This is a genomic window from Clostridium sp. AF34-13, from assembly GCF_003477845.1.
Classification (GTDB): Bacteria; Bacillota; Clostridia; order Lachnospirales; family Lachnospiraceae; genus Butyribacter; species Butyribacter intestini.
The window spans coordinates 1-26,366 of record NZ_QUEB01000019.1 but is presented as its reverse complement, the minus strand read 5'-3'; the positions used below and the strand labels follow the sequence as shown (position 1 = coordinate 26,366).

At 38.1% G+C, this 26,366-nt stretch carries 24 protein-coding genes and 4 tRNA genes; 4 read left to right on the top strand and 24 right to left on the bottom strand.

Features of this window, described 5'->3' with window-relative positions; all coding sequences use genetic code 11:
* Positions 1–103: 103 nt before the first annotated feature.
* Both DWZ63_RS13975 and DWZ63_RS13970 read right to left on the bottom strand, forming a co-directional pair.
* Complete coding sequence (locus tag DWZ63_RS13975) at positions 104–3,292, bottom strand: leucine-rich repeat protein (RefSeq protein ID WP_118500207.1); 3,189 nt, start codon at positions 3,290–3,292, stop codon at positions 104–106.
* 115 nt (positions 3,293–3,407) lie between these two features.
* Positions 3,408–5,309, bottom strand: coding sequence for an HD domain-containing phosphohydrolase (locus tag DWZ63_RS13970; protein ID WP_118500206.1), 1,902 nt, complete (start codon positions 5,307–5,309; stop codon positions 3,408–3,410).
* A 394-nt stretch (positions 5,310–5,703) separates the two neighbouring features.
* Between DWZ63_RS13970 and DWZ63_RS13965 the strand changes: the two genes are divergently transcribed.
* Positions 5,704–5,994, top strand: a complete 291-nt coding sequence (locus DWZ63_RS13965; RefSeq protein WP_055940414.1) for a nucleotidyltransferase domain-containing protein — start codon at positions 5,704–5,706, stop codon at positions 5,992–5,994.
* Positions 5,984–6,331 (top strand): HepT-like ribonuclease domain-containing protein, encoded by a 348-nt coding sequence (locus DWZ63_RS13960; protein WP_055940411.1) that lies wholly within the window; start codon positions 5,984–5,986, stop codon positions 6,329–6,331. Before DWZ63_RS13965 ends, DWZ63_RS13960 begins: the two co-directional genes overlap by 11 nt.
* Before the next feature lie 204 nt (positions 6,332–6,535).
* Here the strand turns inward: DWZ63_RS13960 and DWZ63_RS13955 are convergent, their stop codons facing one another.
* The 12 genes from DWZ63_RS13955 to rsxC form a co-directional block, all read right to left on the bottom strand.
* Positions 6,536–7,885: a glucose-6-phosphate isomerase gene (locus tag DWZ63_RS13955; RefSeq protein ID WP_022013610.1), complete on the bottom strand. Its 1,350-nt coding sequence runs from the start codon at positions 7,883–7,885 to the stop codon at positions 6,536–6,538.
* 553 nt (positions 7,886–8,438) lie between these two features.
* Entirely contained in the window at positions 8,439–9,779 is a 1,341-nt protein-coding gene (dnaB, locus tag DWZ63_RS13950) for a replicative DNA helicase (RefSeq protein ID WP_055940409.1), read from the bottom strand.
* Between the two features lie 11 nt (positions 9,780–9,790).
* On the bottom strand, positions 9,791–10,237 hold the full coding sequence (rplI, locus tag DWZ63_RS13945) for a 50S ribosomal protein L9 (protein ID WP_022013608.1): 447 nt from the start codon (positions 10,235–10,237) through the stop codon (positions 9,791–9,793).
* 98 nt (positions 10,238–10,335) lie between these two features.
* Positions 10,336–12,387, bottom strand: a complete 2,052-nt coding sequence (locus tag DWZ63_RS13935; RefSeq protein ID WP_055940407.1) for a DHH family phosphoesterase — start codon at positions 12,385–12,387, stop codon at positions 10,336–10,338.
* A gap of 172 nt (positions 12,388–12,559) precedes the next feature.
* Positions 12,560–13,420, bottom strand: coding sequence for a class I SAM-dependent methyltransferase (locus DWZ63_RS13930; protein WP_055940404.1), 861 nt, complete (start codon positions 13,418–13,420; stop codon positions 12,560–12,562).
* Complete coding sequence (locus tag DWZ63_RS13925) at positions 13,404–13,601, bottom strand: ATP-binding protein (RefSeq protein ID WP_055940401.1); 198 nt, start codon at positions 13,599–13,601, stop codon at positions 13,404–13,406. Before DWZ63_RS13925 ends, DWZ63_RS13930 begins: the two co-directional genes overlap by 17 nt.
* A gap of 417 nt (positions 13,602–14,018) precedes the next feature.
* Complete coding sequence (locus tag DWZ63_RS13920; protein WP_055940399.1) at positions 14,019–14,810, bottom strand: RnfABCDGE type electron transport complex subunit B; 792 nt, start codon at positions 14,808–14,810, stop codon at positions 14,019–14,021.
* Positions 14,811–14,825: 15 nt separating this feature from the next.
* Positions 14,826–15,398 (bottom strand): electron transport complex subunit RsxA, encoded by a 573-nt coding sequence (rsxA, locus tag DWZ63_RS13915; protein WP_022013603.1) that lies wholly within the window; start codon positions 15,396–15,398, stop codon positions 14,826–14,828.
* Between the two features lie 5 nt (positions 15,399–15,403).
* Positions 15,404–16,210, bottom strand: a complete 807-nt coding sequence (locus tag DWZ63_RS13910; RefSeq protein ID WP_022013602.1) for an electron transport complex subunit E — start codon at positions 16,208–16,210, stop codon at positions 15,404–15,406.
* A 12-nt stretch (positions 16,211–16,222) separates the two neighbouring features.
* A complete protein-coding gene (locus DWZ63_RS13905) occupies positions 16,223–16,873 on the bottom strand; it encodes an RnfABCDGE type electron transport complex subunit G (protein WP_055940397.1) in 651 nt (216 codons plus the stop codon).
* Positions 16,863–17,855 (bottom strand): RnfABCDGE type electron transport complex subunit D, encoded by a 993-nt coding sequence (locus DWZ63_RS13900; RefSeq protein ID WP_022013600.1) that lies wholly within the window; start codon positions 17,853–17,855, stop codon positions 16,863–16,865. The genes DWZ63_RS13905 and DWZ63_RS13900 overlap by 11 nt, the downstream gene beginning before the upstream one ends.
* A gap of 12 nt (positions 17,856–17,867) precedes the next feature.
* Positions 17,868–19,190: an electron transport complex subunit RsxC gene (gene rsxC / locus DWZ63_RS13895; protein WP_055940393.1), complete on the bottom strand. Its 1,323-nt coding sequence runs from the start codon at positions 19,188–19,190 to the stop codon at positions 17,868–17,870.
* Between the two features lie 360 nt (positions 19,191–19,550).
* Here rsxC and DWZ63_RS13890 point away from each other — a divergent pair, with 360 nt between their 5' ends.
* Positions 19,551–20,108: a sigma-70 family RNA polymerase sigma factor gene (locus DWZ63_RS13890; RefSeq protein ID WP_055940390.1), complete on the top strand. Its 558-nt coding sequence runs from the start codon at positions 19,551–19,553 to the stop codon at positions 20,106–20,108.
* A complete protein-coding gene (locus DWZ63_RS13885) occupies positions 20,105–21,112 on the top strand; it encodes a hypothetical protein (RefSeq protein WP_055940387.1) in 1,008 nt (335 codons plus the stop codon). The genes DWZ63_RS13890 and DWZ63_RS13885 overlap by 4 nt, the downstream gene beginning before the upstream one ends.
* A 97-nt stretch (positions 21,113–21,209) precedes the next feature.
* Here DWZ63_RS13885 and DWZ63_RS13880 read toward each other — a convergent pair.
* From DWZ63_RS13880 to DWZ63_RS13835, 10 genes are all read right to left on the bottom strand, one after another.
* Positions 21,210–21,282, bottom strand: a tRNA-Thr gene (locus DWZ63_RS13880).
* 306 nt (positions 21,283–21,588) lie between these two features.
* A complete protein-coding gene (locus DWZ63_RS15820) occupies positions 21,589–21,753 on the bottom strand; it encodes a hypothetical protein (RefSeq protein WP_182431539.1) in 165 nt (54 codons plus the stop codon).
* Between the two features lie 79 nt (positions 21,754–21,832).
* Positions 21,833–22,972, bottom strand: a complete 1,140-nt coding sequence (locus DWZ63_RS16015) for a GGDEF domain-containing protein (RefSeq protein WP_243020643.1) — start codon at positions 22,970–22,972, stop codon at positions 21,833–21,835.
* 121 nt (positions 22,973–23,093) lie between these two features.
* The gene (locus tag DWZ63_RS13865) at positions 23,094–23,396 is read right to left on the bottom strand and encodes a DUF2007 domain-containing protein (RefSeq protein ID WP_182431538.1); all 303 of its coding nucleotides are present in this window, start codon (positions 23,394–23,396) and stop codon (positions 23,094–23,096) included.
* 218 nt (positions 23,397–23,614) lie between these two features.
* Positions 23,615–24,214: an RNA polymerase sporulation sigma factor SigH gene (sigH, locus tag DWZ63_RS13860; RefSeq protein WP_312032741.1), complete on the bottom strand. Its 600-nt coding sequence runs from the start codon at positions 24,212–24,214 to the stop codon at positions 23,615–23,617.
* A 34-nt stretch (positions 24,215–24,248) separates the two neighbouring features.
* A complete protein-coding gene (gene rlmB, locus DWZ63_RS13855) occupies positions 24,249–24,998 on the bottom strand; it encodes a 23S rRNA (guanosine(2251)-2'-O)-methyltransferase RlmB (RefSeq protein ID WP_055940378.1) in 750 nt (249 codons plus the stop codon).
* Positions 24,999–25,038: 40 nt separating this feature from the next.
* Positions 25,039–25,563, bottom strand: a complete 525-nt coding sequence (locus tag DWZ63_RS13850) for a ribonuclease III domain-containing protein (protein WP_022013105.1) — start codon at positions 25,561–25,563, stop codon at positions 25,039–25,041.
* Positions 25,564–25,834: 271 nt separating this feature from the next.
* Positions 25,835–25,905, bottom strand: a tRNA-Cys gene (locus DWZ63_RS13845).
* A 12-nt stretch (positions 25,906–25,917) separates the two neighbouring features.
* Positions 25,918–25,989 (bottom strand) — tRNA-Glu (locus DWZ63_RS13840).
* Positions 25,990–26,015: 26 nt separating this feature from the next.
* Positions 26,016–26,087 (bottom strand) — tRNA-Asn (locus DWZ63_RS13835).
* Positions 26,088–26,366 lie beyond the last annotated feature (279 nt).

Sequence of the window (26,366 nt, the reverse complement as noted above, 5' to 3'; positions counted from 1 at the left end):
TTCACCTTTTTGATACCTTATATCAAAAAAGACCTGCAAGCTGATAACCATATCTGCCTGTCGTTCTTTCCTTTCAGACATTATTATATCCTGAATAATTTTACTACGCCTTAAATATCTTTTTATACACCGCCTTTTTACTCTTAGGATATGTAAATTTTGCTTTTTTCTTTATTCCTGAAAAAACATTTTTTCCTACGCTTTTCTTTGTAAGTTTTGTTGTCTTTATCGTAATCTTACTTATTTTACTGCTTTTTGCAAATGCCTGTGTTCCAAAAGTTTTTACATTTTTTCCTATTGTGACGGTCTTTAACTTCGTGTACTTATAAAAAGCCTTTTTGTCTATTGCTGTCACCTTAAATTTAATTCCCGAAATGATTACATATTCAGGTATTGACAATTTTGTTATCTTTTTTGATTTACTTCCCGTGCATGACACCTCAAATTTCTTAGTCTTTGCGACAACGCCTGTTACTTTATATCTGATTCCTTTAACAGTAACTTTTTTGCCTTTTTTCGGATATTTCTTTTTCTTGGAAGTATTACTGCCTGGTGAATCTCCACCACTTGTTCCGCTGTTATTATTGTCGCTGTTACTGTCACTGCTATTATTACTGTTGTCGTCACTGCCGTTTTGGTCGTCAGAGCCACCTGTTGCAGGTATTGTCTGAATATCAGTCCTTGCATCACATCTCATACAATGGATTGACTTTTCCCCTGCGGTATTTTTTGTTGCCGGTTTATCTATTGTGTAATCACTCTCCCATGCATGACCCAATGCCGGTACTGTAAAGGCACTTTCTTTAAGCTCTGCTATTCCCTGCTCATCGCAATACAGTTTTCCACATCCGCTGCAACTGTAGTATGCCACTGTTCCTGTTTTTTCACAGGTTGCCGATACCGGTTCATGATATTGCATTGTATGAATATGTCTGCTCTTTAAACCACTCCGCACCGTTACATTTTCTTTTTCACGGATAACATAATATCCCAAAGCATTGCTTAATGTGTTGACAGTTATCTTTGATTTATCCATATCTCCGAAAAGTTTATCTTCTATTACCGGGACTGTCTCAGGATAAAAGTTTATCTCAACAAGGCTGCTGCAGCCTGCAAATGCCTTAGTTCCAATTTTCTCTATCTTTTCAGGAACTATTATCTTTGTAATCTGGCTTTGTCCCTCAAACGCCCCTGTTTCTATGGATGCTACCGGATATTTAACATCACCTATTGCCATTTCTTCTTTTATCTCAACTTCTCCCGTCAATGTTTTTCCGGGAACGGCAGCTGCTTTAAATGTCTTGTTTCCGTTTATATCTTCATCAAATGTATAACGAATACCTGAATCATCGATATAACTTATGTCGCCACATACATTGCATTTTCCGTCAACATATTTATGCCCTGTTTTTTCAATCACATTTTGTGCAGTTATTACTTCTCCACAGACTGAGCAATGTGACCCCTCTGTCAGTCCGTTTTCAATACAGGTTGCTGCTTTTGCACTGTCCGTAACTGCCTGACTTGTATGTACTTCATCAGTTGCTTTTGCTATGCTAAATTCTTTATTTACACTGCCTTTAAAAATGCCTTTACCGTTTATCACTGCTTTTGCAATTCCGGCTGTTTTATTGTTTTCATAGCTAATGGTATAATCAACATCTTTTTCAAGAACGGTATCTCCGTCAACCGTAACCGTAACATCCGGCTTACATTCCCCACCATTGTATGTGTACTGTGACTGCGACAATGTCACATCCGCATCTGCTATGTTAAGACTTCCTTTTTCCCCTATCCTGAATATATAATTCTTTGCAATTCGGCTGTTATATTTTGGATAAATCTTAATACCACAGACTCCGTCTTTTTTTATCTCAAGTCGGTTCACGGATGAATTGACCGTCATCTCCTCCGGAACTGACACTATGTTACTGTTTGCCGTTTCTATCACTACATCATTATAAGTGCTGTCATCCAAAACACTTTCAGGCCAGCAGTATATTTTTGAGCCACTTTTTAAATCCATCGGCAATGTTTCGCTGTAACCTCTCTCCGTATGTGACTCATTATTCCACTTTACATTAAATGATGACGGCGGTGTTATATGCACACTGTCACCACATACCGAGCATACTCCGGTTCTTTTTCCGTCCGACTCCACATCACCGTAAACATAATCATGTGCTTTCTTTGGAATATTCTTTTCCTCCGTATAATCGCATTTGTCACAGTAATAAGTTTTCTTTCCCTCTGTCTGACAGGTTGCAGGTGTATAATTCTTTATTTTTTTGTTGTGTGTGCATTTTACTGTTATATCTTTAGTTGCAACAACCTTGTCACCCGATTTTGCAGTTATCGTAACTGTTCCGTTTTTTATAGCAGTCACTACACCATCATCAGTGACTGTTGCAATACTTGTGTCCGACGATGAAAAACTGTCAATCCCAAGTGCCCAAAGACTTCGCACAGCATTGTTTCTCTGAATTTTTACCCTCACCGTATAATTCGCCGTAGCATCGGTATTTATCTCACTATCGCCCTCTATTGTGTACTCTTTTATGTACTGGTCTGCAACTTCTATTTTCTGCATTACATCTTTCTTTGCTCTAAGCATAGACTCATCAAGTCCCTCTTTTTCCGACAATTCCGTTGCAAGTGTATTTGAAAATCTTCCAACTTTTGAATAGAAATCTCCACAGCCTACATATTTATATTTTGGATTTATTATGCTTTTATAATGTCCTGTCTCCTCACCTGTCGGATTTTCCTTTACCCAATACTGTTTTTCCATATAAAACTGCATGATACCCTCACCCATATCTGTCGTATCGTTGTAGGCAAGGTCCTCAGCACTTCCGGAAATCCCGTTATAACTTATGGAAAATGTATTTTTATCGTTGAGACGGTTATGCCCCGAATCCATAAACGCATATGCTATTCCCGCTTCAACAGCCCTTATCTTAGCCACACTTTCTAAATCTCCTGACCACTTCAACGGCACATAATCATCAGCGGTAAGCATACGCTCAGGATTTCTTGGGTCAGGTACATCTCCCTCTTCGCACGCCTCCTTACGGATTTCGTTAAGCTTATCGAGAGCCTCCATTGCCTGACTGTAATAAGTACCGTACACACCAAGCAGAGTACATCCGTCAGAAGCCTCACTCACATCAGTATCCAAAATCTCAGCCGACTTGACATCAGCTTTAACATCAGCATATCCCACCGGTAAAACAAGCGAGGCACACATAACAAGTGACATAATAACAGCAATAAATCTTTTCTTCATCATTTGCTCCTTCCTTATCTAAATACATATATTTTTTACGATACTATCATAATACGAAATTAAATTCTGAAAATATAGCAAATAACACAGCATATAATAAATTTTACAAGCATATTATCTAATCGATAATACCATGAATTGTTTCCAAAAATACGGCAGGCAGAAACGGTTTTGTAAGATAATCTTCTACACCGAGTTTTCTCGCCTTTTCTATCGTATCATAATCTCTTGTTGCAGTTATAAATGCAACTTTTACATCTGAAAATTCACGTATTTTTGCAAGTGTCTCAAAACCATCCATCTCAGGCATTTCTATGTCGAGCAGTAAAAGAGCGATTTCATTTTCTTGCAGTATCTCTATTGCTTCTTCTCCACTCTCCGCCGTAAGTATGTTATACATAGGTTCATCCTTGCATATTCCCTTTACGAGCATAAGGTTCATTTTCTGGTCATCAACCACAAGTATCGTTCTTTTTAATTCATCCGTCTGCTTCATCTCATAGTCTTTGTCCTCATCTATCATCTGAAGCATAATGTCTGCTATATCAGGGTCAAACTGCGTTCCTTTTCCCTTTTCTATCTCACTTCTGACTACATCCTGTGGAAGTGCATTTCTGTAACTCCTGTTTGATGCCATCGCATCATAACTGTCTGCAACGGCTATTATTCTTGCTATCTCAGGAATATTTTTTCCTTTAAGACCACTCGGATAACCCATTCCGTCATAATGCTCATGGTGATATTTTGCACCTATGGCTAAATCCTTAATCCTGCGTATTCCTTTCAAAATATGATAACCTGTCACGGGATGGAGTTTAATCATCGAAAACTCCTGATCCGTAAGTTTTCCCGGCTTATTTATAATAGCATCGGGTATTCTTATTTTTCCCATATCGTGCAAAAGTGCGACTCTGTATATCTCATCCTGCTCTTTTTTCGTCTTTCCCATTCTTCCCGCTATCATTTTGCTGTACTTTGCAACCCTGACAGAGTGCCCTTTAGTGTATTTGTCCTTTGCATCAATTGTTTTTGCCAAAGCCTGCAGCACACTATCATTTATCTCCTGCAATTCATCATTTGTCTCATCAAGTTCATTGAGAGTGCGTCTTGTCACACGCATCGACATTGTGCAAAATACAACTATTATCATATAGAGTACAACACTCAATCCCACATCATATATAATAAGATTGCTTATTTTTTTATAAAGAACATCATTATTTATTATCATAACCGCATACCACTCGTCCATAACAGAAGTCGCGAATACGGTTATATGTTTTTTGCCCATTTTATAACTAAATGTCTGGTTCTTTTTTGATACAATCTTCTTATATAAAGCAGCCATTTCTCCTTTTGATATATCACTTCCAATATTTTTTTCATCGGAATGTGTTATCACAAGCCCTGAACGGTCACACACAAAACCATACCCCTGTCCGTTTAGTTTTATAGCCTGTGTCTCCTGCTGCAAAGTTCCAAGTTCAATATCAAGAGATATGACACTTTTCTTATCCTCCAAAAGCCGGCTTATCGAAACCATTATTGTGTTAGTCTGTGCATCAAGATACGGCTGAACAAAAGTTGACTCACCATTCGCTTTAACTGCTGCCTTGTACCACTCTCTGTCCTGTGGCACATAATCATTTTCCGGCTGCCATCCTATACCATCGAGATACTCATCGTTAATAACACCATAAATTCCTGTAAAATTTACATCAACATCCTCTTTGTAATACTTTGACTCCTGTTTAAGATAACTGAGTATATCGTCATTACTGTAATTTTCCCTGAGCATATACTCGATATTTATCGCTGTAACTTCGACCGCATCCATACCTCTTGAAAGATATGCATCCATCTGTTCTTTCTGCTGTTTCAATGCACTCTCTCCAAGTGAAAGTGTATCATTTACCGACTTTTTGTAAAATGCCTGTATCGTACAGAAAGATAATATTGCTATCGCCAGAAAACACACGATAAGTGTGGCAATATACTGCCTTATACTAATTTTTTTCATATTTCCTTTTCCCCTCTCAAGTGCTTATCTCCATTTTAAAAATCCAGTTATCCTAAATTATACCAAAATATGCTGATATTTGCCATAAGCTAAACTTACTTTTTATGGTCGAAAAGTGTAACAGTTCAGCCAAAAAAAGATAAGTCTATAATACACGAGCTTGCTCGATGTATTATTGGCTTGTTTTTTTGGGCGGAATAGCCTTTCATTTATGAAATGAAGTAAACACAAGCTGCATAGCAGCGACTGACAGCTTGCTGTCAGGTTTACGAATGTAATAAATGAGAGGCTGAACTGTTACCGAAATGTTACTTTTTACAAGTTAAAATCATTGACATTTTATATATTTTTGATATTCTAATCATAATCTATAGTTAAATAGGAGGTGTTATTTGTGCATGATATTTCAGATATTAAAATCATTATAAAACCAATAGCTATACAATATGAATTAAAAAAGGTGTTTCTATTTGGCTCATATGCAAAAGGCAATGCTACTCCAAACAGCGATATTGACCTTTTGATAGAAAAAGGAAAACCACTTTCTTTATTAAAACTTGCCGGATTACGCCAGACATTTCAAGATAACCTAAATCTCCCCGTAGATTTAATAACAACCTCTGGTATTGACCAAGATTTTTTAAATGAAATTCACGGAACTGAGGTATTATTATATGAAGCATAAAGACATAATCATATTAAAAAAAATCATACAATATTGTAATGATGTTGAAGAAGCCTGCGTTATGTTTCAAAATGATTTTGAAGCATTTAAAAATCAGTCTGTATTCAGAAATGCTACCTGTATGTGCATTTTACAAATTGGAGAATTGTGTAAAATAATATCACCTGAATTAAGAAATACAGAAAAAGAAATTCCATGGAGAGAATGGTGTGGCATACGGGATATTTTTGCACATCAATATTCAAATTTAGACTATGACTCTGCATGGGACACAATACAAAACGACTTACCGGAATTGAAACTAAATTTACTAACAATTTTACTAAAAAATAACTAACAAAGAGTCGCTTGCGACTCTTTCGCGCTTGAGCGGAATGCGTAGCATTTTTTCTTTTCCGCGAAATGCGCATCCTCACGGAGTGTTTTTAATGTTATAGGAAACTTCTCGTTTCCTATAACATTAAAAAACGGAGCTGTTTGCTACAAACAGCTCCGTTTTACTTTTTATAAATCCTCTAAAATATAACTCTATCTTCAAAGATTAAAGACGTTTCATAAGTTCTTCTCTCTGAGCCTCAAATCCAGGCTTTCCGAGTAATGCAAACATATTTTTCTTGTAGCTTTCTACACCCGGCTGGTTGAATGGATTTACTCCGAGGATATATCCGCTGACACCGCAGGCAAACTCATAGAAGTAGAAAAGCTGTCCGAGATAGAACTCGTTCTGCTCCGGTACTTTTACTACAAGGTTTGGTACATTACCGTCTGTATGTGCAAGCTGTGTTCCTTTCATCGCACTCTTGTTGATGAAATCAAGTGTCTTGCCTGCAAGATAGTTGAGTCCGTCAAGGTCAACTGCTTCTTCCTGGATAGTAATATCGTATGAAGGTTTTTCAAGTTCCATGATAGTCTCAAACATGATACGGCTTCCGTCCTGAATGAACTGTCCCATTGAATGAAGGTCTGTTGTAAGGTCAACTGATGCCGGGAAGATACCTTTCTGGTCTTTTCCTTCGCTCTCACCAAAGAGCTGTTTCCACCACTCTGCTACATAATGGAATGCCGGCTCATAGTTTCCGAGAATTTCAACACTCTTTCCTTTGCGGAGAAGAATATTTCTGACTGCCGCATATTTTAATGACTCGTTCTCGTCAAAGTCTTTATTTAAGCAGATTTCTCTCATAGAAGCAGCACCCTCCATAAGTTTTGTAATATCTGCCCCACTTACTGCAATTGGAAGAAGTCCTACTGCTGTAAGCACGGAGAAACGACCTCCTACATCATCAGGTACAACGAATGTCTCGTATCCTTCTTCTGTTGAAAGATTCTTAAGTGCTCCCTTTGCCTTATCTGTTGTTGCATAAATTCTCTTGGCAGCTTCTTCTTTTCCGTATTTCTTTTCGAGCATTTCCTTGAAAATTCTAAATGCAACAGCCGGCTCTGTTGTTGTTCCTGATTTGCTGATAATGTTTACAGAGAAATCTCTGTCTCCGATAACTTCAATAAGCTGTGAAAGATATGTTCCGCTAAGACTGTTTCCGCAATAATAAATCTCAGGTGTTTTGCGTATTTCCTTAGAAACGCTGTTGTAGAAACCATGTCTTAAAAACTCGATTGCAGCTCTCGCTCCAAGATATGAACCTCCGATACCGATTACGAGAAGAACTTCAGAATCAGATTTAATCTTCTCTGCTGCTTTCTGAATGCGTGCAAACTCCTCCTTGTCGTAATCCACCGGAAGATCAATCCATCCTAGAAAATCATTACCTGCACCTGACTTGCTTACAAGTACATCCTTTGCATCCTTTGCAATCTTTGCCATAGACTTAATCTCGTCCTCTGACACAATACCATTTGTTAATGAATAATCAAATTTTACCTGTGTTCCCATTACTCACTGTCCTCCATTTCTGTGTTAAAACACCTTTAATCTAAAAAAAAATCTCATTTATTATAAGCGTGGAAAAAACAAAGCCCACCCTTATATAATATAAATAAACCCTAATGATTTCAAGGTTAATTTTTCAATTTATATTAAATTCCCTTGAGTTTTAAATTAATCATTTCCTATAATCAACAAAATAAACTGTTACGATTTAAAAAGCCATAATCTTATATAAAACATAAATTATGTTTCAAAAATCTACCGTTACTCACACTTACAATTTGTTCATAACAATTCCATTACTTAATATACGCATACCCATATACAATGGCAGCCTTAATACAAAAAGCCATTCCCTGTAAATTCCATACCACAATGAACACTCTCCCATAGCACAGCTCTGAATGAGGGAGAATTATTCTGACCGAATGGCGTTGGAATGCGTCGGCACTTAGCGGGCGTATTTTGCACGCTTATGTGCCGCTACGAATTTCTCCGAGCGAGAGCGTCCATGAGGTGGAATAATCTCCCTCATTCAGAGCGTCCCTTTAGCCATTGTCTACCTCTTGTATTCCAGATTTCCAAATTTCGTGTACTGCGACAACCATGCAAGTTCTACCGGTCCTGTCGGTCCGCTTCGCTGCTTCGCCACAATAACCTCTGCCACACCTTTCTTTTCCGAATCGGGATTGTAATATTCATCCCTGTATATAAACATTACAATATCCGCATCCTGCTCTATCGCACCTGATTCACGCAGGTCTGACAGCATAGGGCGTTTATCAGGTCTTGATTCAACGGCTCGTGAAAGCTGCGACAATGCTATGACCGGAACATTAAGTTCCCTTGCCATAACCTTAAGTGAACGGGAAATATCTGATATTTCCTGCTGTCTGCTGTCACTTTTTCTCTTGCCCGCTCCTGTCATGAGCTGAAGGTAATCTATTATCACAAGGTCAAGTCCCTGCTCTATCTTTAACTTACGGCACTTTGAACGAAGCTCTGACGCTGTGATACCTGATGTATCATCTATAACAAGATTTGAATTACCTATCTTACGCACACTTCCGACAAGCTTGTCCCAGTCATCATCTTCAAGGTCACCTGTACGGATTTTCTGCGAATCGACCATTGAATTCATGGCAAGCATACGCTTTACAAGCTGTTCCTTGCTCATCTCAAGGCTGAAAAGTGCTATCGTACTGTTACTATGAAGTGCAACATACTCTGCAATATTTAAGACAAATGCCGTCTTTCCCATAGCCGGTCTTGCTGCTATAAGTATAAGGTCAGACTTCTGTAAGCCTGCTGTTTTTGCATCAAGGTCCCTGAAACCTGTCTCCAGTCCTGTTATGTTTCCTTTCTGTTTTGCTGCTTTTTCAATGCTGTCAAGAGTTCTTAAAACAACATCCCTTATCGGCTCAAACTCACTTCCGCCACGCTGCTGTATAACATCAAACACACTTTTTTCCGTATCTTCCAAAATGTCCTCTAACGGCTGGCTGTCCATGTAACAGTCTTTTGTGACCTGCTCGCTGACTCTTATAAGCCGTCTTAAAACTGCTTTCTCATGAACTATCTCCGCATAAAACTTTACATTTGCTGATGTCGGCACACTCGCCAAAAGTTCTCCGAGGTACTCAACACTGTAAAGTTCCGGTGTAACTTCCTTTTCACGAAGCTTGTTTTGCAATGTGACAAGGTCTGCACCGACCCCGTCTTTATACATTTCCACAAGTGCATCAAAAATAATGCCATACTGCTGCTGGTAAAACTCATCCGATGTCAACAACTCGGAACATACCATTATGGCATCCGCATTTAACATCATGGCTCCGATAACGGCTCTCTCCGCTTCCACATTATGAGGTGGCAGTCTCTTTATAACTTCTTCTTCCAATTTTTTACCCCTTAAGCTTGTTTTACGACAACTTTAAGTTCTGCCGTTACTTTCTGGTGAAGCTTTATCTTTACATTGAAAGTTCCCGGACTCTTGATAGGTACATCAAGTTCCATCTTCTTTTTGTCGAGTTCGTAACCAAGCTGACTCTTTGCTGCTGCCGCAATTTCCTTTGTCGAAACAGAACCGAAGCTTCTTCCGCCCGAACCTGTCTTTATCGAAACTGTCACCTGTTTTTCTTCAAGTTCTTTTGCAAATTCTTTCGCTGCATCAAGCTTTTCTTTTGCTATTCTTTCCTCATTTTTCTTCTGAAGTTTAAGCTCATTTAAGTTGTTTGATGTTGCTTCAACACCGAGCTTTTTCTTTAATATAAAATTTCTTGCATAACCGTCATTTACCTTAACAATCTCGCCTTTTTTTCCAAGAGATTTTACATCTTCTAATAATATAACCTGCATTTTATCCTCTTTTCTGCACACTTATTTTGTGCATCCCAAGTTTGTGTCAAGTGTGCGCAGACACAAATCTTGTATGTGAAAAATGTATTTTTCACATTTTATATTTCTCCTTCCTCTATCATCCTATCTATTTCCTGTTTTATCATGTTTTTGGCTTCTTCAACCTCGACATTTTCAAGCTGTGCACCAGCCATATTTATATGACCACCGCCGCCGAGTCTTTCCATCATAACCTGCACATTCACTTCATCTATTGAGCGTGCACTTATGTAGACCTTTCCTCTGTATTTTGTGAGCACAAATGATGCCTTTACATTACTTATGTCAAGAAGCGAATTTGCTATCTTTGACGCAAATACCGTTGGCGACTCGATTCCCTCACTCTTGCTCTCAGCAATCGCAAATACACCCTCATAAAGCTCGGTATCCTGTATAGCTGCAGCTCTTATCTTATACTCGTCAATATCCTCCCTGAATGCTTTTCTGATACGGACGGCATCGGCACCGTTTCTTCTGAGATATGCCATTGCTTCAAAGGTCCTGACACCTGTCTTGTTGGAAAAATAATTTGTATCTATCATAATGCCTGCATACATTGCTTCAGCTTCGGCAGATTTTAATTTAAGACCACTGCCAATATATTGAGATATTTCTGCAACCATCTCACTCGCCGATGATGCATACGGCTCAATATAAAACAAAACTGCTTTGTCTATTGCATCCCCCGCCTGTCTGTGATGATCTATAACCACAACAGACTGTGCCTGCTCGATAAGTTCCGGACACTCCGTATAACTCGCCCTGTTTACATCCACGATGACAAGTACAGTATTTTCATCGACGAGTTCTTTCGCTTCATCGCCTGTAATTATCATATCTTCTTCATATTCTTTTGTATAAAATCTGTCTCTTATAGGCTTGACAGACTGGCTGACTTCATTTAATACAACATTTGCCTTTCTGTTAAGAGTCTTTGCTATACGGTATATTCCTATTGATGCTCCGAACGAATCAACATCACCTATAGAATGTCCCATTACGACAACTCTTTCCTTGCCCTCTATCAGTTCTTTCAGAGCATGGGCTTTCACTCTCGCCTTAACCCTCGTGTTTCTCTCTATCTGAACACTCTTTCCACCATAGAATTTTTCCTGGTCGATTGATTTAACAACTGCCTGGTCGCCGCCTCTGCCGAGTGCAAGGTCAATAGCTGCACGGGCAAGATCGTATCTTTCGACAAAGGTATCTCTGCCCACACCTATACCGATACTTATCGTTGCACTTGACTCATTTCCAAGATTTATATCTCTTATTTCCTCTAAGATAGCAAAACGGTTTGAACAGATTTCCGAAAGGTAACTCTGCTTAAACATAAATAAAAATTTATCCTTCTCGAGTTTTTTGGAAATTGCATCTATGCCCTGCATATATTTGTTTATTTTTCTGTCAATAAGAGCCATTATAAGCGACTGTCTTATCTCGTCAATACTGTCGATAAGTTCATCATAATTATCAATATACAAAAGACCGACAACAAGATTTTCAGCTTCACGCTTCTGTTCAAGCTCCATAATATCAGTTTCATCATACAAAAATACAGATATGAGCCTGCTGTTGTCCATAAGCTGATTTATATCCGTCTTTACAGTATCGCCCTCTCCTGCATTATCCGACTCAACAAGCTTCATGACAACACGATAATATTTATCTTCGGTTCTTACATGAACCACCTTGACCTCATCGGAATCCGGAAGACTGTCTAAAGTAATCTCCTCAAATATATTTGCTATATTTCTCCTTGCAGCTTTTTTATTTACAATGACTGATACAAACTCATCATTTCCCCAGAGCATATGACCGTCTTCACTCAATATGGCAAACGGAACAGTAAGTGTTTTCATCATACGCATCTGCATTTCACCGTAATTCGTAGCAAACTCGATGAGGTCTTTTTTAAGTTTTCTTCTGCCTGAAAAATTGATAAGCCCCGCTATCATAAGATATAAAATCGTATATCCGATACCTATCACACCACTTCTCACTGATACCGAAAAAAGCTGTATCGTCATCAGAATAAGTAATATGCCAAAAAACAGGGGCCATCTAAGATAAGTCTTAAGATTCCCCCTAAGCCTCATTCTATGTTTCATTCTATACATCAATCTCCATTCCTGTGCATAATCAATTATATGATAATGCACATACTACTGTTAGTCATAGTATAACATTAACAGTTATTTACCGTCAATCAATGTGGATTTAAGCTGTTTTTGCACTGTAACTGCTTCACACCCAAAGTACAGCCACAATAGCTTTAAGCTGCTATTTTTCCCATCTGCCCGAAGCACCACACGGAAGTACAAGACCATTTGATGACACCGGAAGTCCTATCTCCTCCGCCTCAACTTTACCGCCTATTTTTTTTACAAGTTCCGTATTTAACATATATGAAAGAACTGCCGGCTGAAGTCCTGTTGTATAAGAATTTATCAAAAAGAAAAGTGGATCATCCGACAAAATCTGCGTACAAAGCTGTATGAATGGATGTATCTTTTCCTCTATTTTCCAAATCTCACCTTTAGGACCTCTGCCGTAAGATGGCGGATCCATGATAATCCCATCATACTTGTTGCCTCGTCTTATCTCTCTTTCCACAAACTTAACACAGTCATCCACAAGCCAGCGTATAGGTGCATCTGAAAGTCCCGATGCCGCTGCATTTTCCTTCGCCCATGTCACCATGCCTTTTGATGCATCAACATGTGTAACACTCGCTCCTGCCGATGCTGCCGCAAGTGTTGCACCGCCTGTATATGCAAAAAGATTTAAAACCTTTACCGGTCTTTTTGCATTTTTTATCTTCTCTCCAAACCAGTCCCAGTTTACCGCCTGCTCTGGAAAAAGTCCCGTATGTTTGAACTTAAACGGCTGGAGATTAAACACAAGTTTTCCATAATTTATCTGCCATGTATTTGGAAGATTGAAAAACTCCCATTCACCGCCACCTTTGTTGCTTCTGTGATAGTGTCCGTTCATCTTCTTCCAGCCTTTCACCTTTTTAGGTGTGTCCCAAATAACCTGCGGGTCGGGTCTTACAAGAATATAATCTCCCCATCTCTCAAGCTTTTCTCCACCTGATGTATCTATCACCTCATAATCTTTCCAATTATCTGCTATCCACATATATTTTCCTCCATTTCATAGTTATATGTACTCCTTTTAGTTTTGAAATTTCAGTTGACTCCTCCTTTTTCTGAGCCGTATATTCTTCACATTCCTCTTCGTCAGGATATGGAAGACTGATTTCAAAGCAAAAATCAGAGCCCTTTCCCGGCTCACTCTGAACTTCAAGTTTTCCACCCATAAGATGAACAAAATCGTTGCATAAACTCCTATATGGTACTGTGTCAAATATTTCTTCTTAGTTTTTATTCAGAAATTATTCTTCTTATACCATCACTTTTTATTATAACATTTTGATGCACAAAAAAAAAGATATAGACACCGCAATGCCTATATCTTTGTAACAGTTCAGCCTTGCATTTCTTACATTCATAAACCTGCCAGCGAGCTGTCAGTCGCTGCTTTGCAGCTTTTGTTTATTTCATTTCAGAAATGAAAGGCTATTCTACCATAAAAAGCTACTTAACAATACAATGAACAAGCTCATTGTATTGCCAATTATCTTTTTATGGCTGAACTGTTACATATCTTTTAAATTTGATTACCGGCAAGTCAGGCAGATATTCACAATCCGCTCTGCTGCCTGCTTAAAACAGGATTAGTGTGCAAGTATAACTTTCTTAGGACATTTAGCTGCACAAGCCCCACATCCCTTACACTTACTCTGGTCTATATGTGCAATATTATTCTCTACATGAATCGCATCGAACTTACAAGTCTTTTCACAAAGACCACATCCGATACATCCTGTATCACATACTGCCATAACCTTAGGTCCCTTATCTTTATTTGAGCAGGCAACCGCCCATTTTGCATCATACGGTACAAGCTCGATAAGTCCGTTTGGACATTCCTCTGCACACTTGCCACACGCAACACATTTTTCTTTATCAACTATTGCAACACCATGTTCTACATGAATCGCATCAAATTTACAGGCTGCCACGCATGAACCAAATCCCATACATCCGAATGAACAAGCCTTATCTCCGCGTCCCGGTATTGCTGCTGCTCTCTTACAATCTGAAATTCCATAGTAGTTTGCCTTGATGCCTGCCTTGTCACAAGTTCCTGAACATTTAACATATGCAACCATCTTTACGCTGTCTCCTGCTGCAACACCCATGACATTTCCTATCTTTTCGGCAACTGCTGCACCACCTACAGGACACGCATTTACAGGTGCTTCACCTGCTGCGATAGCCTTTGCCAAAGCATCACATCCTGCATATCCACAACCACCACAGTTATTTCCCGGAAGAAACTCTCTCACTTCGATTTCTTTCTCATCAACAGGAACTGCAAATGCTTTTGCCGCAAATCCTAAAAGGAGTCCTATAAGAAGACCTATCAAACCAACAACTACCGCTGCCATTATTACGCCTGTCATTTATACTCCCCCTTTCTATACAAGACCTGCAAAGCCGCAAAATGCTATTGCCATTAAGCTGGCTGTTACAAGTACGATTGGTGTTCCCTTGAAAGAATGTGGAATATCATTAAATTCGATTCTCTCACGGATACTAGCCAATATAACAATAGATACAAGGAAACCAAGTGCCGTAAAAAGACCTGTAACAACACTTTCTATAAAATTGCAGCCGTTTGTGATGTTGTTAAGTGCCACACCTAAAACTGCACAGTTTGTTGTGATAAGAGGAAGATAAACACCAAGTGCCTCATAAAGAGGTGGCATAAATTTCTTTAATACCATTTCAACAAACTGAACAAGAGCCGCAATTATAAGGATAAATGCGATAGTTTCCAGATACGCAAGTCCCAAAGGAACAAGAATAAAATAATATATCGGATAAGTAATGGCAGATGCTATCGTGATAACGAATGTAACTGCCGCACCCATACCTGCTGCCGTTTCAACTTTCTTTGATACACCGAGGAAAGGACAGATACCGAGGAACTGACTAAGTACAACATTACTTACCAACATTGATGAGATCATAATCACAAATAAATTCACTTAAATCAATCCTCCTTTTTCTGAGCTTCGGCTGCTTTTGCGGCCGCCTCTTTTGCTGCTTTAGCCTTTGCTGCTGCTTCCTTAGCTGCCTGAGCTTTCGCTGCCTTTGCTGCAACTCTCTCAGCTTCAACAAGACCTTTGTTTGCTGCACAGCTTGAACCTATACAGCTTGCACAGTTACCGCCACAGGCGATATTTGTATCATTTGTCTCAACATTTGTTGCAGAAGGCATCTTGAGTTTATTCTGCAATGCCGTAAGGAATGAGAGCACAAGGAATGCTCCGGGTGCAAGTACGAAGAATGTAATATGATAATCCTCAGGAATGAACTGATGATTAAATATAGCACCACTTCCCAAAATTTCACGGCAGATACCGATACATGTAAGACCAAATGTGAAACCAAGTCCCATACCAAGTCCGTCAAATATTGATGGAAGTACAGGATTTTTAGAAGCATAAGCCTCTGCTCTACCAAGAATGATACAGTTTACAACGATAAGCGGAATATAAACACCTAATGCTTTGTTGAGTGACTGCATATATCCCTGTAATAAAAGCTGTATTATCGTTACGAATGAAGCAACGATTACGATGAATGCCGGAATACGAACCTTATCCGGAATAACTTTTCTAAGTAATGATATAAATGCATTGGAAAGTATAAGAACTGCCGTTGTCGTAAGTCCCATGCCAAGTCCGTTTATGGCTGAAGATGTAACGGCAAGAGTAGGACACATACCAAGCATCATTACAAAAGTCGGATTTTCGGTAATAATACCGTTTTTTAATCTCTCTGTACAAGAACTCATGTCTTTACCCCCTTACTTTCCAGTCTGAGCTGCGACAAATTTCAGAGCTACATTGACAGCTCTTGTCACGGCTTTACTTGTAATGGTAGCACCTGAAATAGCATTAACTGTGCCGTTGTCTGCACTTCCGCTGCCATCCTTTACAACTGATAATGTTTTGTCTGATTTCATTCCTACATACTGGCTGTTCCAAGTCTCTTTTGTCGAATTCTGACCAAGACCAGGTGTCTCGTTGCTCGCATCAAGAATCTGAATGCCTACAACCTCGCCCTCATTTGTGATACCAAGTGCAATAGTTACTGCTCCGCCGTAACCTTTTCCGCTTACTTTAAGAACATAACCTGTCTGTGAACCGTCTTTAGAAGCTGTTCTTGCCTCGATAAGTTCTTCGCTTGTATATGAGAATGTATCATCATCGATCTTACCTGCTGCAACATCCTTTTGGAATGATTCAACAGCTTTTGTAAGGGTGTCATCTGCTTTAAACTCTGCATCCTTATAAACAGCAGCATACGCTTCATTTGTAGCTTTCTCGTCTGCGGCTGCTATAGGTCCTTTTGTAATTGTATAAACTCCACCGAGCAAAACACCTGCTATAATTGTTATAACAAAAAGCATAATCGCATCATGCATAAGCGTTGATTTGTTTTCATTATTTGCCATCTTTAATTCCCTCCTTTCCAAATGGAACAGGAATAGTCACCTTTTCAATCAATGGAACTAACAGGTTACAGATAATGATGGCGTAAGAAACACCCTCTGCTGATGCTCCGAAAATACGGAATATTCCCGTAAGAACACCGAGAAGTACACCGAATACAATCTGTCCCTTTGGTGTGATAGGACTTGTAACATAGTCTGTTGCCATGAAAAATGCACCGAGCATAAGACCACCGCCACAGATTTCAGCAGCGAGATATGTAAGGTCAAATCCGCGTCCGCCAAATATAAGTGCAAATATTGCAAATATTCCGATATAGCATACCGGAATTCTCCATGTGATAACTTTCTTTATAAGAAGATAAGCTGCACCAATAAGAAGTGCAAGTGCTGAAGTCTCACCTATAGTTCCTCCGATAGTACCGAGGAACATCTTGAGAACACTTGTGGCAACCTGTGTCTTGCCGTCACCTGATGCAAGAAGATCGGCAACCGCTGTAGCCTTGTCTCCGTTTTTGATGATTGCAAGCGGTGTAGCTCCCGTAACACCATCATATGTAAATGAAGTCATCTTTCCGGCAAATGAAATCATAAGGAAACATCTTGCTCCGAGTGCCGGGTTCATAAAGTTCTGACCGAGTCCTCCGAAAAGCTGTTTTACGATGATTATCGCAAATACACTGCCGAGGATAGCCATCCATACCGGGAATGTTGATGACAGGTTGAGAGCCAAAAGCAATCCCGTAAGTGCCGCACTTCCGTCACTTACCGTAACCGGAAGCTTCATAGCCTTCTGCCAGATGTACTCAGTAAGTACAGCCGTAGCAACACAGGCTACAATAAGTATCGCTGCCTTTAAGCCGAAGTTAAATATACCAACGGCAGTAGCAGGCATAAGTGCGAGAAAAACATCCCACATGATACTCTTCGTAGAAGATTTGTCACGAACATGTGGCGATGATGAAATATTTAATAAATTACTCACCTTTTATCCCTCCTATTTCTTTCTTCTCTGAGCTGCCACATACTGACGAGCCTGCTTGAATGTCTGTGTAAGAGGACGCTTCGCCGGACATACATATGTGCAGCTTCCGCACTCATAACACTCCATGCCGTTCAGTTTTACAAATGTATCATAGTCATTGTGCATAGCAGCCTGCGCCATCTTCTGAGGTACAAGGTTGCCCGGACAGGCCTGAACACATCGTCCACATCTGATACAAGCTGTCGGCTCATTCTCTGCAACTTCATCTCTTGTAAGTGCCAAAATAGAAGAAGATGTCTTTGTAACAGGAACATTGAGATCAAACATTGCAAATCCCATCATAGGACCACCTGATATAATCTTTGCCGGTTCCTGCTTAAATCCTTCACCCTCTGCCACAAGGTCTGCATGATTGCATCCTATACGCACATTTACATTGATAGGTGTTTTAAATGCATCTCCCGTAAGTGTCATGACTCTCGTGATAAGAGGTGTCTGTTTACAGACAGCTCTGTAAATAGCGATAACAGTAGATATATTATCAACGATACATCCCGCATCAGCCGGAAGTTTTGCAGAATAAATCTTTCTGCCGGTGATAGCTGAGATAAGAGTACGTTCACCACCCTGTGGATACTTTGTCTTTAAAGGCATAACCTCTATACGGCTTTCTCCCTGGGCTGCCTGCTTCATCTTCTCGATGGCATCAGGCTTGTTATCCTCGATTCCGATAACTCCCTTTGCTTTGTCAAAAAGTTTGAGTATTACCTTAAGTCCTCCGATAATCTCCTCCGGACATTCAAGCATCTGTCTGTAGTCAGATGTAAGATAAGGCTCACACTCAGCACCGTTTACAAGAATATAATCAATCTTGTCAGGCTCTTTTGGTGTAAGTTTTACATTTGTCGGAAAACCTGCACCACCCATACCTACAATACCAGCTTCCTTTACGATGTTGCGAATTTCATCGTTTGACAGCTTGGTATAATCTCGATCTTCACCAAGCCCCTCAATACCGGTGTATTCTCCATCATTTTCAATAATCACGCAAGTTGCCTTAGAGCCGTTTAAGAGCATCCTCGGTTCAACTGCCTTTACAGTTCCAGAAACTGAGCTGCAGATATTTGCTGAAATAAATCCGCTAGCTTCACCAATTTTTTGTCCAACGAGCACTTTATCACCTTTTTCAACAACAGGTGTTGCCGGTGCACCGATATGCTGTGACATAGGAAAAACCATATCACCCTTAGGCATAACAGTCTTTATAGGCAGGTCTTTGGACAATTCCTTTCCCTCGTAAGGATGAACACCCCCACGAAATGTTGCTTCACTCATTCTGGTTCCCCTTTCTTTATAATTTTTTATATTTTTTGCCCCATATCACCAAATAATATATGTATGAAACATATGCATATTCAATGATTTTCATATGTACATTCACCCTATTGTTCCTTATGACAAAAAATATAATATCCCGACTTTTATTGTACCATTTTACCGAGAATTGTCAATCTGAATGGTGAAAAGCTAAACATAATCGCCAAAAACCATTTTAGCAACTGTCAAAAATATATCAATAGACACAGGCAGACCATCAACTTGCCATAAAAGTAATTATTACAAATGTAACCAACACCATCTAAAATACGATATGATTAGTGAACGGCTAAATACAGTAGGAAAGAAGGTGAAAATTTGGAAGACGAAAAAATCGTTCAGTTGTATTTTAATCGTGATGAGAATGCAATTAAATATACAGCAGATAAGTATAGCTCAAAACTCTGTAATATTTCTTATAAAATAATCAGAGATACATGTACGGTGCAGGAGTGTGAAAATGATACATATATGGAAACTTGGAAACGAATACCACCGAGCAATCCAAAGGATTATTTTTTTGCTTTTCTTGCCCGGATTATTCGTACTATCTCCATTGACAGATACAGGAAAGAAACCAGCCTTAAAAGAAATTGCAATATTGTTGAACTGTCTAAAGAGCTTGATAACTGTATTCCTGCAATTGATAGTGTTGAAAGTGAAATTGAAGCAAAACTTCTAGGTGAAATGGTTAGTCGTTTTTTATATACATTATCAGATGAAAAACAGATAATGTTTGTGCGTAGATACTTTTATATGGAGAGTATAGCTGAAATTGCAAAACATTTGTCAATTACCGAAAGCAAAGTGAAAACTTCACTGTTCCGAGTACGCGGCAAGCTTAAAATCTATCTTGAAAAGGAGGAATTTCTATGAATATGGACAAATTATATTGTATTGGTTATATTGATGACGAACTCATTGAAAAAGCTGATAAGTATATTTCAAAAAAAAAGAAGTGTACTTTTAAAAAATTGACTGCTCTGGCAGCAAGTTTTATAACAATATTTCTTATCTTTGCAGCTCTTATTTCATTTAAGAACAAAAATACCATAACAGCATATGCATATGTAACAAATGAAAAAATCACTTCAACCGCAGCAGTAATAAAAACCGGAACCATTAGTGACAGTGGTGAAATGAAAGGCCATCAGCTTATTTTTTATATTTTAGGAGAAAATATAGAAAAAATCAGATTTTCCTGCAAAAATCAGCAGCTTGATTTCAAAGACTGGACAGAAAAAAGAAACGAATATGCAAATGCACAGAATTTTGAAATTTCGTATGGTAATAATAAAAAAGAATACAAATACCTTACAATTTCATGGATACCAAATAAAACTATTAGTGAATTAAGTGATAATGAAAATGCAAAAATCAAAAATCTTGCAAAAGAATTGAAAGAAGATATAATTGTCATGGAGGTTACTTTTAAAAATGGAAATACAGCAACAAAAGCTATATCAATTTCACTATCTGATAATGGAAAATTTTTAGCTTCATTTAGTGATTACAAAATCAAAAAAACAGATAAATTTGTCAGGCGTTCAAATGATAAACCTCTCAATAGTACTTATATTGATAAAAATGAAAATACAAACAAAATATCTTCAATAAAAAATGAAAGGAAATCAGTATATAAATTATCAAAAAAACAAATTAAAAAAGCTGAAATTGCCGCAATCAGATACTATTCAAAAACCATCTTTACAGTAAATTACATTAAATTTGATAAAAAAGGCAGTGCAAAACTGCATGGTAAAAAATATCAATTTATCGTAAATGTGAGCAAAGAAGGTATTATACAGAACCCGGACAGAATGATAATTTTGAAAAAAAATCGCAAAGGCATATGGAAAGTTACAAATGAAGGTTATTAGCGAAAAGTCAAGATGAACTCCCCTGATAGTGTAAAAACAGGCATAAGTAACATTGCGTATATGATGTTCTGCTTATGCCTGTTTTTATTATTTACTAAGCTGCTAACGGGATTTGAACCCGTGGCCTCCGCCTTACCAAGGCGACGCTCTACCTCCTGAGCCATAGCAGCAATCACAAACAACATTATATATTATTTTGTATTGTATTTCAAGTATTTTTTCTCATATTTTAAATTTTCCGTAACAGTTCAGCCATAAAAAATAATTGACAATACTTGGGCTTGCTCATTGTATTGTTGATTATCTTTTTATGTTAGAATAGCCTTTTATTTCTTAAATTCATAAACCTATAAACAATTTGTCAATTTTTGCAATGCTTCTGTTCTTAATTTTCTATGTATTCTTTCTTTATAAGTAATAATAGAATAATCTAAGCTGCTTATACCATAAACTGGAAGTTATAGTTTTCCTTACTTCTATAAATCTTCATCTTCTTCATCTTCTTTATCTTTTTTTCGTTTACTGCTACGTGAACTATCTATTCCTGCTCCAACGGCTACACCGATAGCAATTCCCAAAGGAAGATTATCTAAGACAGTTCCAAATGCAACACCTAAACATAAACCAATTGCCATATACATAATGACACCTCCATAAATCCCGATTTGTGCCAATTCATCCCATGAACCTAAAAGTTCAGAAAGTTCTTAACACTTTGCTCTAAAAACTAAGTTCCTCGTGCACTTTATGTTTGCACATATACATATTCTTGTCTGCTGCCGCAATGACATCCTCCAGATATTTTCTTTCACCGATTGCATACCCGACAGATGCGGAAACCGGAAAATTACAGCCTTCTGCCGCCTTTCCTATCGCCGACTCCCATCTTTTTAAAATTTCCTGCACTATCTCCACTGTTCCATCGTTTATTATCATAACAAACTCATCGCCGCCATAACGAAAAGCCGCATCCTCTTTTCTGGCTGAACTGCGAATGGCTTCTGCCACTTTTATGATAAGCCTGTCTCCTGCAATATGACCGAAATTGTCATTTACATATTTTAGCCTGTTTACATCCCAATAAATAACCGCTATATTTTGTGAATCATATACTTTTTCATCCAAAAGTGCAAGCAGCCTGTTTTTATTATATAAACCGGTCATTTCATCCATACTTGCCTTAAGTTCCATCTGAACAGCCTTTTTCTGCGAATTTCTTATAACCTTATTAACACTGTTTGAAACATAAGCAAAAGCAACCGCAAGAAAACAACGCGGCAGGACAAAATATAGACCAATAGTAAAGAAAGGATTCGGATTTACCTGAGTCATCAGAAACTTTCCGTCCTTTTCAAGATGTCCTATCGAAGTAGCCGTAAGAAGTGTCATGTTTGCATCACAAACACCATAAAAATAGCCCGCATAAGTAATGAGAATTATGCTGAAAATAGTAAGTACAAATGTAAATACCGATATTCTCTTTGATGTGTACATTCCCGCTATAACAAGCGGTATCATAATAATGATAATCATATGATAAGTCAGTGAAATACTTGCTGCATTAAACACACATATAATTGCAAATATACTTAAATACTTTGTTTTTGGATTATCCAACCCTAGTACCAGCAAAGATACTATATGTATCAACAGAAAAAAACAAGCGATAATATAACCTGTAAAAAAAATCTTTTTATCTACAATAAAAATACCTGTCGCATTTAAAATTTCTTCAAATGTATATATAATCATGCAAAATAACACAAAACGAAATGTGTAAATGTTTTGTGCCACATCTTTTTCATCACTTATAGGACTTTTCCCAAATATCTGACATAAAATGTCTTTACATCTGTCCATTACTGCTCCTTATATTAATATAATACAATCATCTGACACTGCTGCAAAAATAACTTTGCTCCAACTGATGTCACATAAAACTATTACAATAGTACTAAATCAACATACATAACTTTTCTAATTACAATGAAGTTGCTATAACTATAATAAAAACTGCCGCTATAAAAACAAGACTGAGTATGGCTGCCATACGACGCCTTTTTTCAAATCCCATTGATGGTGTATAATCCTTTTTACTAAGCAGTTTCTTAGCCTTGTCCGCCTCCCAGTCATCAACAAATATCTCAAACTCTACCTCTGTATTTCCTGCCATCACACTAAAGTTTTCTTTGTGTCTGCACGAAGCATTTATGCCGTTTTGTGATAGTTTATTCACGACAGAGTCTGCCTCAACCGAATTTGATGCTATGTAAATATTTTTCATAATAATCTCCATTTCTGCACAAGTTTTTCACACTACCATCTGCTTTACCCCTTGCTATACTTCCATGTCTTTAAAGCAATTATGCTTTACCCAAATTATGTTAGGAAACTCCACCGTCTCCAGCCGATAGGAGTATAATATTTTCCGTTTAATAATATATCCGGATTTCTATATTATTTTTATTTTACTACATAATGATAAAATTAGCAATTTTTATTTTATCCAATCTTACCTTTTATCCTTTGCAATGCGTTGTCTATTGATTTAGGAGATTTCTCCATATCTGCCGCAATCTCCTGATATGTCATGCCTTCAAGATACCTTTTTAAAACTTCCCTTTCCATTTTACTAAGCTTATCAAACATCTTATTCTGCATATCAATGGCATTTTCCCTGTCTATCATGATTGCTTCAGGGTTTGCTATGTTATCACTTCCCGATGATATTACCGTTCTGTCACCTGCCAGCTCGTCCGCATCGCTAAATTCGTCAGAATATATTGATACATATGAATTTAACGGCTGATTTTTTAGTCTGTTGGATTTTTTTATTGCTGAATAGAGCTGTCTTGATATGCAAAGGTCGGCAAAGGTCCTAAACGCTGCATCCTTTCCAACCTGATAATCCCTGACAGCCTTAAAAAGACCTATCATCCCCTCCTGAATAAGGTCATCCTTATCTCCGTCTATAAGAAACAATTTTCTTGTTTTCTGGCGTACAAGCGGCTTATATTTCTCCAAAAGATACTCCATCGCAGCATTTTCCCTCTTTTGTGCTAAATTTATTATGTCATTTTCAGACATTTTTTCAAACTCCATCATTTCCCCCATTTCTTAAATAATTTATTTGATTTCACCCTTTTTTAGCCATTCTTTGTCTTACTATTTCATATGAAAGCACACCCATAGCTACTGATGCGTTGAGCGAATCAATATCTCCGAACATAGGTATTGTTGCAACAAAATCACAATTTTCTTTCACAAGGCGGCTCACACCCTCACCCTCATTTCCTATCACGACACCCATCGGACCTGTAAGGTCAAGCGAGTACATGCTGTCACCACCCATGTCACCGCATACAAACCACATTCCCTGTTTTTTTAGTTCATCCATTGTCTTTACAAGATTTGTAACTTTTGCGACCGGTGTATAATTTATCGCACCTGCCGATGCCTTTGCAACCGTAGCCGTAAGTCCTACTGCTCTCCTTTTCGGAATGATAACTCCGTGTGCCCCAACCTGATTTGCTGTTCTTATTATAGAACCGAGATTATGCGGATCTTCGATATTATCAAGCAAAATAAGGAATGGCTGCTCATTCTTTTCCTTTGCTCTTTCAAGCATTTCCTCCACCGTTCCATATTCATATGCCGCTGCATAAGCTATAACACCTTGATGTTTTCCTGTCTCAGACATTTGGTCAAGTCGTTCTTTCTTCACGAAATTAACTATACAGTCTGTCTTTTTTGCCTCTCTCAAAATAGTGCGTACCGGTCCGTCCTGACAGCCGTCAAGCACAAACAGCTTGTCTATTGTTTTTCCTGCTCTAAATGCTTCTAAAACTGCATTTCTGCCCTCTATTGTCAATTCTTCGTATCTCATATTTTCCTCGCTTTCTATTTTTATATTTCTATCAAATTAATTAAGACAATGTATATGGAAGTAACTCCGTTTTTGTAAGCCCTTCTTTTACAAGTTCCATTGCCCTGTCCATCTCATGTGACAGATACAGATACCCTATAAGTGCTTCAAACCCGGTTGCTATCCTGTAATCTGTTATTGATGCATTTTTAGCTGATGTAGCCGATTTTGCGTTTCTTCCATGTTTGAATATCGCCATTTCTTCATCTGTCAGACTGTCTAATATAGCATTAACTACTTTCGCCTGTGACTCCGCTTTTACGATATTACTTGTCATTCTGTGAAAATTTTTCACCTTGCCATTTCCAAGATCAAGCACTATCGTTCTTATTATTAAATCATAAACGCCATCGCCAATATAGGCAAGCCCCAAAGCCGAATACTGCGATGGTTTAAGTTTTCCTTTTCCAAAAGTGTCCTGCACACTCTGTAGAAAGTTCTTTTCAGTCTTATTATCTTCTTTATTGTTTCTTTCCTGTTTATTTTTTTCTTCGTGTGTCAACTCAGTTATATTTTCTTTTTCCATACATATCCTTTCCATCTTTTAAACTTAACTTTTTATATATTCTTTTTAACTGTTTTAATTATTTCACTTTGTTGATTTTTGCAATCTCCTTTTTAAGCATTTTAGCTATTTTATGTTCTTGATTTTTATAATCTCTTTTTACTTTAACTGTTATATGTCCTTTTCTAATTTGTAATTATATTTTTTATTTATCTCTTATCAAAACGATAAATTTTTTATTTTTAAATATAACACAAAAGACCCCAATGATCTATCATTGAGGTCTATATAGAGGCGACTAACGGATTTGAACCGATGATCAGGGAGTTGCAGTCCCATGCCTTACCACTTGGCTAAGTCGCCATAACAAAAAAGTGACTCCAACGGGAATTGAACCCGTGTTACCGCCGTGAAAGGGCGATGTCTTAACCGCTTGACCATGGAGCCATAAATATTATTATATTAAAAATAAACTCCCCGAGTTGGGCTCGAACCAACAACCCCACGGTTAACAGCCGTGTGCTCTACCATTGAGCTATCGAGGATTAGGTTTATACCCTAAAAACTGTATATTGATTATATCATGACTTCCTTTTGATTGCAAGAAGAATCTTCGTTCTATACTCGGATAAATGACTTTTCGTTTCACTCAAAGCCATCTGAGCTGTATGTCATTCGTATGCTTCGCATACTTCATGTCATCCCACTCAGATACTATATGACCCTCAATTCAAAATTGAAAACAAGTTTTCATTTTGAATTTCTGCTCATATATTTATCCTCGTTCCTTTGGTCAAGCCCTCGACCTATTAGTGACAGTCAGC